Annotated in this window: 10 protein-coding genes and 1 tRNA gene; 1 reads left to right on the forward strand and 10 read right to left on the reverse strand. The window is 60.6% G+C overall.

Annotation, left to right across the window (positions count from 1 at the left end):
• The first annotated feature begins 61 nt into the window (after window positions 1-61).
• Window positions 62-3136 carry a DNA polymerase III subunit alpha gene (locus LARV_RS18470; RefSeq protein ID WP_075075025.1) on the forward strand — a complete coding sequence of 1025 codons (3075 nt, stop codon included), beginning with the start codon at window positions 62-64 and terminating at the stop codon, window positions 3134-3136.
• A gap of 18 nt (window positions 3137-3154) precedes the next feature.
• Here the strand turns inward: LARV_RS18470 and LARV_RS18475 are convergent, their stop codons facing one another.
• The 10 genes from LARV_RS18475 to nuoH form a co-directional block, all read right to left on the reverse strand.
• The gene (locus tag LARV_RS18475) at window positions 3155-3598 is read right to left on the reverse strand and encodes a CBS domain-containing protein (RefSeq protein WP_075075026.1); all 444 of its coding nucleotides are present in this window, start codon (window positions 3596-3598) and stop codon (window positions 3155-3157) included.
• Between the two features lie 186 nt (window positions 3599-3784).
• Complete coding sequence (locus tag LARV_RS18480; protein ID WP_075075027.1) at window positions 3785-7006, reverse strand: S8 family serine peptidase; 3222 nt, start codon at window positions 7004-7006, stop codon at window positions 3785-3787.
• A gap of 411 nt (window positions 7007-7417) precedes the next feature.
• Window positions 7418-7491: transfer RNA gene (locus tag LARV_RS18490), tRNA-Arg, on the reverse strand.
• A gap of 162 nt (window positions 7492-7653) precedes the next feature.
• Complete coding sequence (locus LARV_RS18495; RefSeq protein ID WP_075075029.1) at window positions 7654-9111, reverse strand: NADH-quinone oxidoreductase subunit N; 1458 nt, start codon at window positions 9109-9111, stop codon at window positions 7654-7656.
• 12 nt (window positions 9112-9123) lie between these two features.
• A complete protein-coding gene (locus tag LARV_RS18500; RefSeq protein WP_075075030.1) occupies window positions 9124-10614 on the reverse strand; it encodes a complex I subunit 4 family protein in 1491 nt (496 codons plus the stop codon).
• Window positions 10615-10702: 88 nt separating this feature from the next.
• Window positions 10703-12673 carry an NADH-quinone oxidoreductase subunit L gene (nuoL, locus tag LARV_RS18505; RefSeq protein ID WP_075075031.1) on the reverse strand — a complete coding sequence of 657 codons (1971 nt, stop codon included), beginning with the start codon at window positions 12671-12673 and terminating at the stop codon, window positions 10703-10705.
• A gap of 24 nt (window positions 12674-12697) precedes the next feature.
• Window positions 12698-12997, reverse strand: coding sequence for an NADH-quinone oxidoreductase subunit NuoK (nuoK, locus tag LARV_RS18510; RefSeq protein WP_075075032.1), 300 nt, complete (start codon window positions 12995-12997; stop codon window positions 12698-12700).
• A gap of 100 nt (window positions 12998-13097) precedes the next feature.
• Entirely contained in the window at window positions 13098-13655 is a 558-nt protein-coding gene (locus LARV_RS18515) for an NADH-quinone oxidoreductase subunit J family protein (protein ID WP_075075033.1), read from the reverse strand.
• Window positions 13656-13667: 12 nt separating this feature from the next.
• Window positions 13668-14159, reverse strand: a complete 492-nt coding sequence (nuoI, locus tag LARV_RS18520; RefSeq protein WP_075075034.1) for an NADH-quinone oxidoreductase subunit NuoI — start codon at window positions 14157-14159, stop codon at window positions 13668-13670.
• Window positions 14160-14184: 25 nt separating this feature from the next.
• Window positions 14185-15192: an NADH-quinone oxidoreductase subunit NuoH gene (gene nuoH, locus LARV_RS18525; RefSeq protein ID WP_075075035.1), complete on the reverse strand. Its 1008-nt coding sequence runs from the start codon at window positions 15190-15192 to the stop codon at window positions 14185-14187.
• Window positions 15193-15321 lie beyond the last annotated feature (129 nt).

Here is a 15321-nt window from a genome sequence, read left to right on the forward strand (position 1 = left end):
CAACGACCTCGTGGGATGGAATGATTGTACCAGCAAGCCGCCTCACCCGAGGGTCTGTGATATGCTTAATCCGATGGACGCCGCCTTCGTTCCGCTCAACCTGCATTCGAACTATTCGCTGCTCGAGGCGCCGCCCTCGCCCGGCGAGTGGGTGCAGGCGGCGTCCGCGCGCGGCCTGCCCGCCCTGGCGCTCACCGATCACCGCCTGCTGACCGGCGCGGTCGAGTTTTACACCGCCTGCCGCAAAGCCGGCCTGCAACCGCTGCTGGGCTTGGACCTGGAGCTGAACTATCCGGATGGTCCCCGGCCCATCACCCTGCTGGCCGCCGGCGAACAGGGCTGGCCCAATCTGTGCCGCCTGAGCAGCGCGCTGATGCTGCCCGGCGAGGATGAGCCCTGCCTGCCGCTGGCGACGCTGGACGCCCACAGCACCGACCTGCTGGTGCTGGCCGGAAACCTCGGCGACCCCACCGGGCGCAGGCTGGCCGGGTTGGCCGAAGCCTTCCCGGGGCGCCTGTACCATGCGCTGGCCGCGCCCCCCGGCGGCCGCGAAGAATTGCAATACCAGGCCGAAGAAGCCCGCCGCCTGAGACTGCCTTTCGTCGCCGCGCCGCCGGCCTATTACCTGCTGCCCGAGCAGGCCGCCCTGCAGCGCACGCTGGCCGCCATTCGCCGCAATTGCCCCATCGGACGGCTGGCGCCGCAGGACGTGGCCCCGCCGGGCGCCTGGTTCCTCAGCCCGGAGGAGATGCGCCGCCAGTACGGCGCCATCCCCGGCGCGCTGGAGGCCACCCTCGAAATCGCCGCCCGCTGCCGGATGGAGCTCCCGCTCGGGCAGCCCTTCTACCCGCAGGTGCCCCTGCCGCCCGGCCTCAGCCCGCAGCAGGCCCTGCGCCAAAAGGCGGAAGATGGCGCGCGCCGCCTGTACGGCCACATCACCCCCGCCATCCAGGCCCGCCTGGACCACGAGCTGGAGGTCATCGCCGGGCGCGGCTTCGAGCCCGTCTTTTTGATCGTCGAAGAGGTCCTCAACTACGCCCGCCGCAGCGGGACGCCCTTCTCATCGCGCGGCTCAGCGGCTTCCTCGCTGGTGGCGCACTGTATCGGCATCACCGGTCCCGATCCGCTGGCGTTGGATCTGTATTTCGAGCGCTTCCTCAACCCGGCGCGTTCCACCCCACCGGACATCGACACCGACCTGTGCTCGCGCCGGCGGGATGCGGTCATCCGGCACGTGTTCGAAGTGTACGGCGCCGACCGCACCGCCATGGTGGGCATCATCAACCGCTTCCGCCCGCGTTCGGCCGTGACGGACGCGGCCAAGGCCAATGGGTTGGCCCCGTCTGAGGTGCGGGCCCTGGCGGATGCCCTGCCGCACGCTTTCTGGGCGCGCCGGGATGGCGAGGAGGAAGGCGGCGAGTCGGCTTCGGCGTTTGCCGAACTTTCCGTGGCCTACACCGACCCGCTCCACCAGCGCATCTTCCAGCAGGCCCAGGCGCTGCTGAGACTGCCGCGCCATCTCTCGGTGCACGCCGGCGGGTTGGTGGTCGGCCCCACGCCGCTCACCGACCGCGTCCCCTTGATGCGCTCCGGCAGCAAGGGTATTTCCATCACCCAGCTCGACCTGGAGGCGGTGGAAGCCATGGGGTTGGTCAAGATCGACCTGTTGGGCATTCGCGGCCTGACCGTGCTGGGCGATGTGGCCGAATCGCTGTACTCCTGGCAGCGCACGCGTTACCAGGACCCGCTCGAAGTGCTCGAGAACATTCCCGCGGACGACCCGGAGACCTCGGCGCGCATCGAACGCGGCGAGACCATCGGCTGCTTCCAGATCGAAAGCCCGGGCATGCGCGCCACGCTGCGCGATATTCACGCCCGCACGCCGGCTGACCTGATGGTGGCGCTGGCGCTCTACCGGCCCGGCCCGCTGCAGGGTGGCCTGCGGGATGCCTTCGTGCGCCGTTTCAAGGGTGAAGAAGCCGTCGAGCACATCCACCCGGCACTGGCTCCGCTGCTCGAGGATACCTACGGTGTCATCCTCTACCAGGAGCAGGTGCTGCGCATCGCCAACCAGTTGGCCGGGCTTTCGCTGGCTGAAGCCGACCTGCTGCGCCGGGCCATGTCGCATTTCGACCCCGGCAAGCAGATGATCACGCTGCGCGAAAAGTTCATCGCCGGCGCGCAGGTTCACAGCGGCGTGCCGCCCGAAACCGGCGCGCGGGTGTGGGAATTGATGGCTGCCTTCGCCGGTTACGGCTTCCCCAAGGCGCACGCCGCCTCTTACGCACAGGTGGGCTGGCGCGGCGCGTGGTGCAAAACCCACTTTCCGGCCGAGTTCATGGCCGCCGTGCTGGCCAACTGGGGCGGCTATTATTCGCAGCGCGTCTACCTGAGCGAAGCGCGCCGCCTGGGGCTGGTGGTGCGTCCGCCGCACATCAACCATGCCGCCGAACAGTTCAGCGTATGCTACCCGGCCGGCGAGCCGGTCCTTTACATGGGCCTCGACCAGGTACGCGGGTTGACCCACCGCGTCATCGAACGCATCCGCCGCCTGCGCCCCTTTTCCTCGCTGGACGATTTTCTGGCGCGCGTCGATCCGCGCCGCCAGGAAGCCGAAGCCCTGGCGCGCTGCGGCGCGATGGAAGGCCTCGGCAATATTCCGGCCCTGCTGGAACGCATCACTCCGGGCGGCTGGCGCGCCGGGCAGCCGGCCCTATTCGAGATGCAAACTGAGAGCAGCGGCGACTGGAGTTTGGAGCAAAAAGTGGCCGCCCAGCAGGAAATCCTCGGCGTCAGCCTGGAAGCGCATCCGCTGGAACTGCTGGCCGAACGCATCCAGGCCGCACACGCCGTTTCCACCCTCGAGGCCATCAGCCACCCCGGGCAGCGCGTCACCGTGGCCGGCCTGCGCCAGGTCAGCCGCCGCAGCCGCACGGCCAAAGGCGAGTGGATGATGTTCCTCACACTCGAAGACCTGGACGGTCTGCTGGATGTGGTGTTCTTCCCGGACGCCTACCGCCGCAACCGTTCGGCCCTGCAGGCCGGCGGCCCCTGGCTCATCAGCGGCACAATCGAAATCGACGCCGAACACGGCGACCCCGTGCTGCGCGGTGAACGGGTCACGCTATTGAAATAGAGCGGGATCGCCGCTGTTTCAGCGGTTATAATCCCGCCCCAGAATGTAATTTTCCAGACCGGTGATCGTGGAGGCCTGCTCGCCGATCAACGCGCTGACCACGTCGCCGATCGAGATCATGCCCGCCAGTTGGCTATTTTCGATCACCGGAAGATGGCGGATGTGCTCGCGGGTCATCAACTGCATGCATTCCGAGGTGCTTTGGTCCGGCCGGACGACGATCACGTCCAGGGTCATGAATTCGCTGATCTCCGCGTCCAACGGGCAGCTTTCCACCTCGGCGATCCGGCGCGCCACGTCGCGTTCGGAGACAATTCCAACCACCCGCTCACCATCCTTCACCAGCAGTGCGCCGATGTTCTTTTCGGCCATCAACTTGAGGGCATCCAGGAGTGATGTGTGCGGGTCACAGGTCCAAACCGCGCGGCCTTTGATCTTCAAGAGATCGTTGACGGTATACATTTCACATCCTTTCGGGTCAACTCAAACCAATTCGAATAGCGATCAATTCCCCTTGTACAAGTATTATAGATCATATTTACCCAATTTGAATGTTTTGTCATAAATACTGCCCTGAGGGTCTCCCCTCAGGGCAGTAATGGTTTGTTTCAGCGCGGCTGCGCTAAAAATCAACCAGGTTGTCCGGTTTTACCGGCCAATCAATGGCAGATAGATGGTCGGAATGCCGGTGGCATCCAGGTGAATAACATAAGCCTGTCCGGTTCCGGGTTGTCCGTTGAAATCGGCCAATAAGACACCCAACGGTTTGGCTGTCAGATAACCAGCGCCGCTATTCATGTATACGGATAACTGTATTACAGCTCCATCCACCGGTGGCATACTATTAACAGCTGAAAGATCCGATATATAAGGATCCTGGAGCATATCGAAGGTTCCTGCCGGACCCTCATCCTCTGCGCCGGTGCCATCATAACTATAAATGGCATAATCGAAGCGGCTGTTCGTGTCAGACAATCCCACAGATTTATCAAACAACCACCATGCCATTACGCCTGAGTCGAAATCAGCATAGGCATAAACCGGGCTGGCCAAATCGAATAAAGCATTTTTCAGGTCGTAGGCCAATACAATCCACTGATCATCATTATCATTGGCATCCTTCAACTTTGCAGCATTGTAATTGAACAGCACATAATCGGGCACACCGTCTCGATCTACATCGAGGTAAACATCCGTTTCGCTAAAGACATTCTGCGGCGTATGCACAGCCCCCCAATTGGCAAAGACCATGTCCAATTCATTGCCCTCATCCCATGTGCCTGAATAGCGCATGCCCACAGCACGCAGATCGCCGCGATCGAGAATTTCGGGTTCATTTGGATCAATCCCTACCAGAGTCGTGGGATACAAGTTCGACACCGTCGAACCCGATATTGCGAAATCGATGACAGCCGGAGTGACTCCATCAGCAGATACGGTCTTGGTGCTGCTTAATTCAGTCAACGTGTTGTACGGGCGTTGAATGAAGTAGAACGGCACGCGCACGATGTTGCCGCCATCGGTAGGGGTGAAAGTAATGAAACCGTAGCTCTCTTCCAAAGTATTGTTAAAAACCATACTAGGGTGTAAGGTCAAGGTAATCGGTAAAGCTACCATTCCTCCCTGCGGGACGGTCACAGAAGATGCTATTTGTAAGTCGACTCCTGCGCTTGTGCTCGTAAAATTCACTGCGATGTCGTAAGTCCGATCCGTTTCTGCTAAGTTCTGCAATCGAATTTGCTTGGCTTCCGGAACAATGTAATTTGCAAAACCTGCGTCGAATTCGATCGTACCCCAGCTTAAACTGACCAAATCAGCGTCGCCGGTGGCGATCGATGTTGTATTAACCGAGCTGAAAGCGTTCACCCGACCTGCACCGGTGCGTGGAATCACCTGGTAACCCTTCGTATCGGTAGCATTCAGATCATCGGCGGTATTCATCATAGCCGCTTTGATTTGCTCGACGGTCCAATCGGGATGCGCCTGCTTCATCAAGGCAGCCACACCCGACACATGCGGCGCAGCCATCGAAGTGCCGTCATAACTCACGCCATCTGAACCGGTTCCCATGGCTGCTGCGTAAATTGCTACACCAGGGGCGGTAATTTCGGGTTTAAGTTTCGAGTCATAAGCACGTGGCCCTCGGCTGGAGAAAGAGGCCACCTTGTCAGCGGCATCGAATGGCACAATTTTAACTACTGAATCCGGGCCAACTGTTACGGTCGTGTTATGAAACGCTTTGAGCGCCAGACCAATTGAGTGAACCGTGGAACCCGCCGGCAGGGTCGCTGGAACGGTATTCATGCCAAAGAATTCTTCTGCTTCCGGCCGGCCATCGTTGTAGATGATTACACCCAATGCACCCAGGTCATCCGCATTCTGAATTTTTTCAGCGAAGGAACAAATACCCCGCTGCACGAGGGCGATTTTGCCTTCCAACGCGGTCGCATCGGTAATCAATGATGGAAAGCACAATTCACCAGTGGCAAAATCAAGAGGATCGTCATTTTCATCCAGCACTGGTGTATCGCCATCCAACCTGTCGACATCCACTAGCGGCGCTGTAATTGCAGTGGTAAAGGAATTCCCCGTTTGGTAAGGTGCCATCTGGGTATCGTTATTATATTTAACGACCGGCATCGTGACATAACCGGTCGTGCTGGCCGCCACCGTAATCGCCGAATCCGCAACACCTGGTGCACCGGTGACATAAGACGCGTTGCCTGAGTTCCCGGATGAGATAACTACCACGGTGCCCATCTGCGAAATCAGATCGACCGCCACCTGTTCGGGATCGTTCGGATCAGCCACGCCCCAGGAAGAGCCAAGCGACATGTTGATCACATCCACGCGGTCCGAGAGATCGCCATCGCCGTTCGGGTCCATGGCTCTTTCGAGCGCATCCACCACCAGGTTGGTGCTACCCTCTGCGCCAAATACCTTGAAAGCGTACAAACTTGCGGCGGGCGCTACGCCTTTGCCGATGACGCCCTCGACGCCCATACCCGCGGCCGTCGAAGCTACGTGCGTTCCATGCCCACCCTCATCGAGCGGATCATCATCCGGTACCGGGATCAATTGTTCGTCGGTATCGCCACCGGCATCATAATTCGTGCCAGCGAAGTCATACCCGCCGATCACCTTGGCGGTCGGGAAGCTGCCGGCCTCGATGACATCCGGGTCATTATCCGCGTAAGCAGTCACCGTACCCGCACCGCCCAAAGCGGCATGCGTGTAATCGATACCGGTATCGATCACGGCAATGGTCACACCCGTGCCGTCATAACCGGGTGTAGCCGCCCAGACATCGTCGGCCTGAATCAGGGGAACGCTGGCTGCCAACGTCGGTTCGTAAAGCGGCGCATTGTGGATGGCCTTCACGCCCGCCATACCGCGCAGCGCATTGATCTCTTTGCCCGGAACCATCGCTAACACGCCATTGTAAACCTTGGTATAGCGGCTGATGACGTTTCCGCCCACCGTGGCGATCTTGGAGACCAATGGATCTTGAGCCTTCATTAATTGCGCCGAGTAATTCTGCTGGGTAAACGCAGGAGCGGATTCAGGGGTTTTCCCGCTCGCCATTAAGTTGGATAACAGCGCAGGCGCACCCATCTCGATGACAACCGCGATCTTTTTGTCTGTGAGATCCCATAAGGCCATCGGGATCGGGCCCTTGTTTTGGGCCAGGAATTCGTCCACGGTCATGCCATCGGCAAAGGCATCGATGACTTCCTGGGGGAGTTCTTCATACTGACGTTCGGGTTGCGGGGGAACGGTTGTCTGGGCTTTGACGCTGCCTTGCAGGGGAGCCATAAGCAACGTCACGACAACCAACAGACCCACTACGCTTAACAGGGTCTTGCGCATATCATTCTCCTAAGGGACTGGTAGGGTTGGGATGGTTGATGGGCGGTCAAAAACGGCAAAGAATCGGCAACGCCTTCAGATCGGCCTACCGGCCGTCCTGACCGAGCGCTCGGTACGGGAATCAATACACGTTGAGCGCGGCTACGATGGTGCAATCATTTTGGGCAACGATAATCCCGATGCCATCACCCCCTTTGGGTGGGATGTTTTAACCGGCTGCATGGAATCCACGAGCTTGTTAACAATTCCCCGAAGAAGCTCTTTTACTCAAACCATTATTTACTTCTTGATCATAAATAACAAATAATAATAGCCGTATTATACACACAATATATTTATACGGATGGGAAATCTTAGTAGAGGATTTTTCGCCAGTCTCATGAGGTGACCGACGCGGGTATGACTTTCAGGTGCCCCCGGAGAGGCTCGAACTCTCAACCCCTGGATTCGAAGTCCATTACTCTATCCAATTGAGCTACGGGGGCGGACAATCGCAATTTTACCACACAACCCTTCCGCCAGATCGATTCCTGGCTTCCACGGAATAAGCGCGCCTTTCCTTCGCCACACCTGCATCGATGCTCTACTTTTCGCTCAATCCGTCCCGGTTATCTACTCTGGATTCTCTGGGTCTCTGGGGTGAGTTTCTATAACAGCCGCATCAGCGCCTGTCTGGCCAGTTCCAGCAGCGTGTTGGGCACGAAGGCCAGCCCAACCACCGCCACCGCAGAAACCAGCGTCACCAGCGACAGGGCTGCGTCCCGGCGCACGACCGGCTCACCCGGCCGCATGAACATGATCACCACCACCCGCAGGTAGTAGTATGCCGAAAGCACCGAGGTCAGCAGGCCGATCAGCGCCAGGCTGATGAAACCGGCCTGCACCGCCGCGCTGAACAGGTAGAACTTGCCCCAGAAACCGAGCGTCAGGGGTACGCCGGCGAACGAAAGCATGAACACCAGCATACAGACGGCCAGCCAGGGATATTTCCTGCCCAGACCCGCATAATCGTTCAAATCCAGGCCGCGCCCTTCGGCCCCTTCCATCGCGGTCACCACCGCCCAGGCGCCGAAGCTGGTCAGGCCGTAAGCCACCAGGTAGAACAGCATGGCCGCCAGCGAGTTGCCGGCTACTTCGCCGTTTCCGTAGGGCACGAAGGCCATCAGCAGGTAACCGGCATTGGCGATGCTGGAATAGGCCAGCAGGCGCTTGATATTGTTCTGCGCGATGGCCAGCAGGTTGCCGACCAGCATGGTCAGCACCGCCATCGTCCACAGAATGGGCGTGAGCTGAGCCGACAGGCCGGGGAAAATGGTCAAGAAGACGCGCAGCAGCGCGGCAAAGCCGGCTGCCTTGACCGCCACCGCCATGAAGCCGGTCACCGGCGTCGGCGCACCCTGGTAGACATCCGGCGTCCACATGTGGAAGGGCACGGCCGCGACTTTAAAGCCCAACCCCACCAGCGCCATCGCTGCCCCCGCGGCGAACAACGCCAGGTTGACCGGCCGGGAGCTATCCACAAACGCGTGTTGGATACCCACCAGGTCGGTGTGCGCCGTGGCTGCGAAAATCAGGGCCACCCCATACAATAAGAACGCTGAGGCCAGAGCGCCGAGGAAGAAATATTTGAGCGCCGATTCTTCCGATTCGCTGCGCGGGCGGGCAAAACCGGTCAGCACGTACAGCGGGATCGAGAGCAGCTCCAGCGCCAGGAAGACGATGATCAGGTCATAGGCTTGCGCCATCAGCAACATGCCGCTGATCGAGAATAGCAGCAGGACGTAATATTCGCCGCGCTCGATCTTCATGCGCTTGAGGTAGTCATACGCCAGGGCAATACCGGCCATACCTGCCGACAGGATGATCACGTCCAGGAAGACGGTGAAGCCATCCAGCACGGCCATGCCGTTGAAAGCCGTCTGGCTGCGCCCGCGCATGGCCAGAGTCAGTCCCAGATCGGCGCCCAGCCCCAGCACTGCCAGCAGGGCGATCCAGCCCTTGTGTTTTTCGGGGATGAATAAATCCACCAACAATAACGCCACCGCCCAACCCGCCGTCACCAGCACCGGGAGAATGGTATAGAGGTCATCCAGGTTCAGTGTCATTCGTTTCCTCCCTTAGGGCAGCCCGACCAGGGTCAGCAGGCGTTCCACGGATGGGTTGATCAAAGCGAAGAACGGCTGCGGATACAGGCCGATCCAGAAGATTAAAACCAACAGGGGTATCAAGGTCGCCATTTCGCGCAGGTTAAGGTCCTTCAATGTCAGGTTTTCAGCATGTTTGATCGGCCCCAGAAAGACTCTCTCGAACATGTGCAGCAGATAAACCGCCGCCAGGATCACGCCCAGCGTCGCCACCCCGCCGAACCACGGGCTGCCCAGCGCCTTTGAACCAAACGCGCCCACCAGGATGGTGAATTCACCGATGAAACCGTTCAGGCCGGGCAGGCCCATCGACGACAGCGTGATGACGAGCGCCAGTGCGCCCAGCACCGGCATCACTTTCCAGATGCCGCCGAAGGCTTCCATCTCGCGCGTGTGACGGCGTTCGTACAGCATGCCCACAAATAGGAAGAGCGCACCCGTGCTCAGGCCGTGGTTGACCATCTGCAAAATCGCACCGCTGAGGCCCTGCGGATTGAGCGCCGCAACGCCCAGCATGACAAATCCAAGGTGGCTGACGGACGAATACGCCACCAGCTTCTTGACATCCTTCTGCATGTACGAAACCGCCGCGCCGTACAGGATGCCCACCACCGCCAGCCCGCCGATCCAGGGCGCCAGTTGGCGGGTGGCCTCGGGGAAGAGGGGCAAATTGAAGCGCAGGAAACCATAGACGCCCATCTTCAGCAGCACGCCCGCCAGGATGACCGAGCCGGCTGTCGGCGCCTCGACGTGCGCATCCGGCAGCCAGGTGTGCAGCGGGAACATGGGCACCTTGATGGCGAAGGCAATGCCAAACGCCAGGAAGAGCGTCGTCTGCGCGCCGGCGAACAGGGCCCGGCTGTTGATCAGTTCATCCATGGCAAAGGTGCCGGCCTGCCCGGCCAGGAAGATGATCCCCAGCAGCAGCAAAATGGAGCCGGCCATGGTGAACAGGAAGAACTTGACCGCGGCGTAAATGCGCCGTTCGCCGCCCCACACGCCGATCAAGAAATACATCGGCACCAGCGTGAACTCCCAGAAGATATAGAACACAACCAGGTCCTGCGCCAGGAAGACGCCCATCATGCCCACTTCCAGCAGCAGGAAGAAGAGCATGAAGCCTTTCACGCGTTCCTGCACCGCCGACCAGGTGGACAGAATGGCGATGGGGGTCAGCAGGCCGGTCAGCAGTACCATCAGAATACTGATGCCGTCGACGCCCAGGAAAAAGTTCACCGTCAGGCCGCCCAACGAAAGCCAGGGCTGCTTGATCACCAGTTGCAGCCCAGACTCGCCCGCCTGGAATAGGGCCAGCAGCCACAGCGCCGCGCCGAAATCGGCCAGCGTTGTGATCAGGGCCACCCAGCGAATGGCGTTCTTCTGCCCGGCGTTCAACAAAAGGATGATGAAAAACCCGACCAGCGGGAGAAAAGTCACCAGGATGAGAGGATTTCCTAAGTTCATAACCTGTCCTCGACGTACAGTATGTCCTCAGTCGGGTTCAACAGCCTGCGGCTGTAAACAGCCTGCGGCTGTCAACAGCCCGCGGCTGTCAACGGCCGGCGACCGTCGCCAGATAGGCCAGCACGGCCACCACGCCCACCAGAACGGCAAATGCATAGGTGCGCACGTAACCAGTTTGCAGCCTGCGCACCAGGCCGGCCAGCCAGGCCAGCAGGTCGGCAATACCGTTCACCAATCCATCGATCAGTCCCTGGTCCACCGGACCGGCCAGGAAAGCGGACAGCGCCTGATACGGCCTCACCAGGATCCAGTGGTAGAGCTCGTCCACGTTCCACTTGCGCTCCATGCCGCGGTAGACCGGGCCGAGCGATCTGGCCAGCGGATCGGGCGTCTTGGCATCCGCAAGAGGCCTGCGCCCGTAGATCCACCAGGCCATTCCAATCCCGAGCAGCGCCACGCCCAGCGACCCGGCTGCCACCGGCAGCAAGAACTCTCCGGCGCGTACCCCGTTCAGGCTGTGCTCAAGCCAGGTCTCCAGGGTAGAAATTCCCGGCAGGTTGAGCGCGCCGCCGCCGATCGAAAGCAGCGCCAGCCCGACCAGCGGGACGGTCACCAGCGCCGGGCTCTCGACGGCCTTACCGGCGGCCGGACTGCGCGGCTGGCCGAAGAAGACCATGAGCACCTGCCGGCCCATGTAGAAGGCGGTGAAAAACGCCGCAATCACCAGGACGATGAAAACCGCCGGAGCCTGCCGGCTGGCGGCCGCCAGAATTTCATCCTTCGAGAAGAAGCCGGCCAGCGGAGCCACCCCGGCCAGCGCCAGCGCGCCGATCAGGTAGACCCAGAAGGTCAGGGGCATTCGCCGGCGCAGCCCGCCCATATTGCGCATGTCCTGCAGGTCCAGATCGCCATGTTCGGCGCCGTGCTCCATGCCCAGGATCACCGAACCGGCCGAGAGAAAGAGCAGCGCCTTGAAGAAGGAGTGCGTCACCAGGTGAAACATGCCCGCCACAGTCGCGCCCATGCCCACCGCCGCCACCATGAAACCCAACTGGCTGATGGTGGAGTAGGCCAGCACCTTCTTGATGTCGTACTGCCCCACGGCGATGGTGGCCGCGAACAGCGCCGTGCCGGCGCCCACCCAGGTAACCGCCGTCTGCGCCGCGGGCACCAGCGTGAATAGCGCCTGCGAGCGCGCCACCAGATAAACGCCCGCCGTCACCATCGTGGCGGCATGGATCAGCGCCGAGACCGGCGTCGGGCCGGCCATGGCGTCCGGAAGCCACACATAGAGCGGAATCTGGGCCGATTTGCCGGTCACGCCCAGCAGCATGAACAGGGTGATCGCCAGCACCACCCACGGGGCTGCCGCGGCCACCTGAGGCGCCTGGGCGAAGATGGTGGCAAAATCGAAGCTGTGAAAATTCCAGAACAGGAAGAACAGTGCCAGCAGCAGGCCGAAATCGCCAATCCGGTTGACGATGAAGGCTTTCTTGGCGGCCAGGGCGTTACCGATCCCATCCTTGCCCTTCTCGAACCAGAAGCCGATCAACAAATAGGAGCACAGGCCCACGCCTTCCCAGCCCACGAAGAGCATCAGATAGTTGTCGGCGCTGACCAGGATCATCATCAGGGTGATGAACAGATTGAGGTAAACGAAGAACCGGCGAAAGCGCTGCGGATCGCCGTTGTGGCGCACGTCGCTGTGCATGTAACCGATCGAATAGATGTGAATGATCGTGCCCACGCCCGAGACGACCAGCATCATGGTCACCGCCAGGGTGTCCACGCGAAAAGCCCAGTTGACGCTCAGGTCGCCGATCGTGATCCAATTCAGCAGCGGGACGGTCGCGCCTGCGGGGTGGCGAGCCAGTGCCAGCGTCAGGGCCACCGCCACGCCGAACGCTCCGCCCGAAGCCAGGCTGGCGATGGCGCCGATGCCTTTCTCGCCCAGACGTTTGCCCACCAGCAGGTTCAAAATCAATCCGATGGCCGGTAGGAACACCACCCAGGGCGCCAGGGCAAAGATCGGGTCCGGCAAAATCGTTTCCAGGTGCATATCACACTCCTCGGGGACCTGAAATCAGCCCTTCAAGCTGCTGAGTTCATCCACGTTGATGCTGTTCTTGCTGCGGAAGATGGTCACGATCAAGGCCAATCCCACCGCCACCTCGGCGGCGGCCACGATCATGACAAAGAACACGAACATCTGGCCGCTGAGGACCTGGTAATACGCGGCGAAGGCCACGAACAGGATGTTGGCCGCGTTGAACATCAATTCCAGCGACATGAAAAGGATGATGGCATTGCGCCGCAAAATCACCCCCAGGATTCCCAGGGTGAAAAGGATGCCGGAAAGGATCAAATAATAGGTGATGGGCATTTCAAGCCTCCGACCGTTTCTGTTGGGGGCGACACACAGGTCGCCCCATTTTCCAACCTGTGTCCCGCCCCATTCTCAAATCCGCGTCCCGCCGCGGGTTTCAATCTTTCTTTGGAAGCGGCTGCACGCGCCGCGCCTGGCGGTCTTTCAAATCGCCGCGCGTCAGGACGATCGCCCCCACCATGGCCGCCAGTAAAATCACCGAGGTGACCTCGAAAGGCAGGGCGTACTGTTGAAAGAGCATGAGCCCCACGGCGCGTGGGTCGCCGAACGTCAGGGCCGGCTCGGCCGGGATGGCCGCCACGCCGCCGCGCGCCACCAGGAACAATCCGATCTCGGCTGCCAGGACGACGCCCAGCACCACGGTCAGGCCGCGCAGGCTGCGGATGTTCAGCGAGGTGGGGGTCAGCTTTTCGGCGCCCAGCATCATGATCACGAACAGGAACAGCACCATGATGGCGCCGGCATAGACCGTGATTTGCGCCAGGGCGATGAACGGCGCGCCCAGCAGCAGGTACAGCAGCGCCACCGTCAGAAAGTTCAGCACCAAAAACAGGGCCGAGTAGATCGCGCTGCGGCTCACCAGCAGCCCCACCGCCGAGCCGACCGATACCAGCCCCAACAACCCATACAAAAGCGTTACACCCAGAGGCGGCATGATGTTTCCTCCCTAATCTGCTGGATCTTTCATCTCAGGCACCGAACGCGTGAACACTCCCGGCGGTGTGACCTGCGGCGTGGGCTTACCGCCTTCCTTGACCGGCTCGATCAGCATTTCCTTCGTATAAATCGCGCTGCCGCGGTCAGTGAAGGTCAACTCGTAGTTGTCACCCAACACGATCGCCTCGGTCGGGCAGGCATCCTCGCAAAAACCGCAGAAAATGCAGCGCAGCATGTTGATTTCATAGGTGCTGGCATAACGCTCGCCGGGAGAATAGCGCTCTTCGTCCGTGTTTTCAGCCGCTTCGACGAAAATCGCGTCCGACGGGCAGGCCGCGGCGCACAGCGCGCAGCCGATGCATTTCTCCAGGCCGTTCTCGTAGCGTTTCAAGGTGTGCCGGCCGCGAAAACGCTCGCGGACCGGACGTTTCTGTTCCGGATACTGGATGGTAACCGGTTTTTCGAACATCGATTTGAGTGTGGTGAGCAATCCCTGGAACATTCCAGCCTCCTTCCTACCGTTAATCTCAATGCGGCCCGGTCAACACGACCAGAATGCCGGTGGCCAACACGTTGAGCAGCGCGACCGGGTACATGACCTTCCAACCCAGCGCCATCAACTTGTCGTAACGGATGCGCGGCAGCGTTGCCCGGATCCAGATGTCGACGAACAGCCAGAGGATCACCTTGCCGAACAGGTAGATCGGTCCCAGCCAGGGCAATTGGTCGACGAACGGGCCTTGAAAACCGCCCAGGAACATCGTCGATCCGATCATCCCGACCGCGATCATCTTGATGTACTCGGCCATAAAGAACAGGGCGAATTTCATGCTGGAATACTCGGTGTGGTACCCGGCCGTCAGTTCCTGCTCGGCTTCCGGCATGTCGAAGGGCGCCCGGTTGATTTCGGCCAGCGAGGCCATGAAGTAGACGATGAATCCGGCCGGCTGTAATAGCACATAGGGCAGCGTCTTTTGGGCCGCGACGATATCGTTCACGTTCATCGAACCGGTCAACAGGATCGGGCCGACCAGCGAGAGGCCCAGCGCCAGTTCGTAGCTGATCATCTGCGCCGTGGAGCGCAGGCCGCCGAACATGGCATATTTGTTGTTCGACGACCAGCCCGCCAGGGTGATGCCGTAGACCGAGATCGAGGTGACCGCCAGGATGTACAGCACGCCAATGTTGACGTTGGCGATCACCAGCGAGATTTCGCGCCCGAACAGGCGGATCGACGTGCCCCACGGGATCACCCCGGTGATGATCAGAGCCGGAATTACCGTGATGACCGGCGCCAGTACGAACATCAGCCGGTCCGCGCCAGCCGGAATCAATTCCTCTTTGAAAATCAGCTTGACGGCGTCCGCGATGGGCTGCAATAAGCCGAATTTACCCACCCGGTTCGGCCCGATGCGCACCTGCATGCGCGCCAGAACGCGCCGTTCCAGGAGGGTGACGTAGGCAAAACCGGCCGTCATAAACAAAATCAAGAACAGCGATTTCAAGATTGCTTCCCAAATCATGCCAGCGTCCATGCGCATTCCTCGCTTCAGGCTTTCATCTCGATATCCACAGGTTCGAGCCGGACCGCGGTCGGTCCAAAGACTGGCACACCCGCGCTGCGCGGCACCAGGCCCAATCCCACCGGCAGGTGCGGCGCCAGC

The sequence above is a fragment of the Longilinea arvoryzae genome (genome assembly GCF_001050235.1).
Taxonomy (GTDB): Bacteria; Chloroflexota; Anaerolineae; order Anaerolineales; family Anaerolineaceae; genus Longilinea; species Longilinea arvoryzae.

What these genes read in the sequence shown, in the direction of transcription:
- LARV_RS18470 (WP_075075025.1), top strand. Translation starts at nt 62, where the DNA reads ATGCTTAATCCGATGGACGCCGCCTTCGTTCCGCTCAACCTGCATTCG.
- LARV_RS18515 (WP_075075033.1), bottom strand. Translation starts at nt 13,655, where the DNA reads ATGCCGCCTCTGGGTGTAACGCTTTTGTATGGGTTGTTGGGGCTGGTA.
- LARV_RS18500 (WP_075075030.1), bottom strand. Translation starts at nt 10,614, where the DNA reads ATGAACTTAGGAAATCCTCTCATCCTGGTGACTTTTCTCCCGCTGGTC.
- LARV_RS18480 (WP_075075027.1), bottom strand. Translation starts at nt 7,006, where the DNA reads ATGCGCAAGACCCTGTTAAGCGTAGTGGGTCTGTTGGTTGTCGTGACG.
- nuoH (WP_075075035.1), bottom strand. Translation starts at nt 15,192, where the DNA reads ATGGACGCTGGCATGATTTGGGAAGCAATCTTGAAATCGCTGTTCTTG.
- nuoI (WP_075075034.1), bottom strand. Translation starts at nt 14,159, where the DNA reads ATGTTCCAGGGATTGCTCACCACACTCAAATCGATGTTCGAAAAACCG.
- nuoK (WP_075075032.1), bottom strand. Translation starts at nt 12,997, where the DNA reads ATGCCCATCACCTATTATTTGATCCTTTCCGGCATCCTTTTCACCCTG.
- nuoL (WP_075075031.1), bottom strand. Translation starts at nt 12,673, where the DNA reads ATGCACCTGGAAACGATTTTGCCGGACCCGATCTTTGCCCTGGCGCCC.
- LARV_RS18475 (WP_075075026.1), bottom strand. Translation starts at nt 3,598, where the DNA reads ATGTATACCGTCAACGATCTCTTGAAGATCAAAGGCCGCGCGGTTTGG.
- LARV_RS18495 (WP_075075029.1), bottom strand. Translation starts at nt 9,111, where the DNA reads ATGACACTGAACCTGGATGACCTCTATACCATTCTCCCGGTGCTGGTG.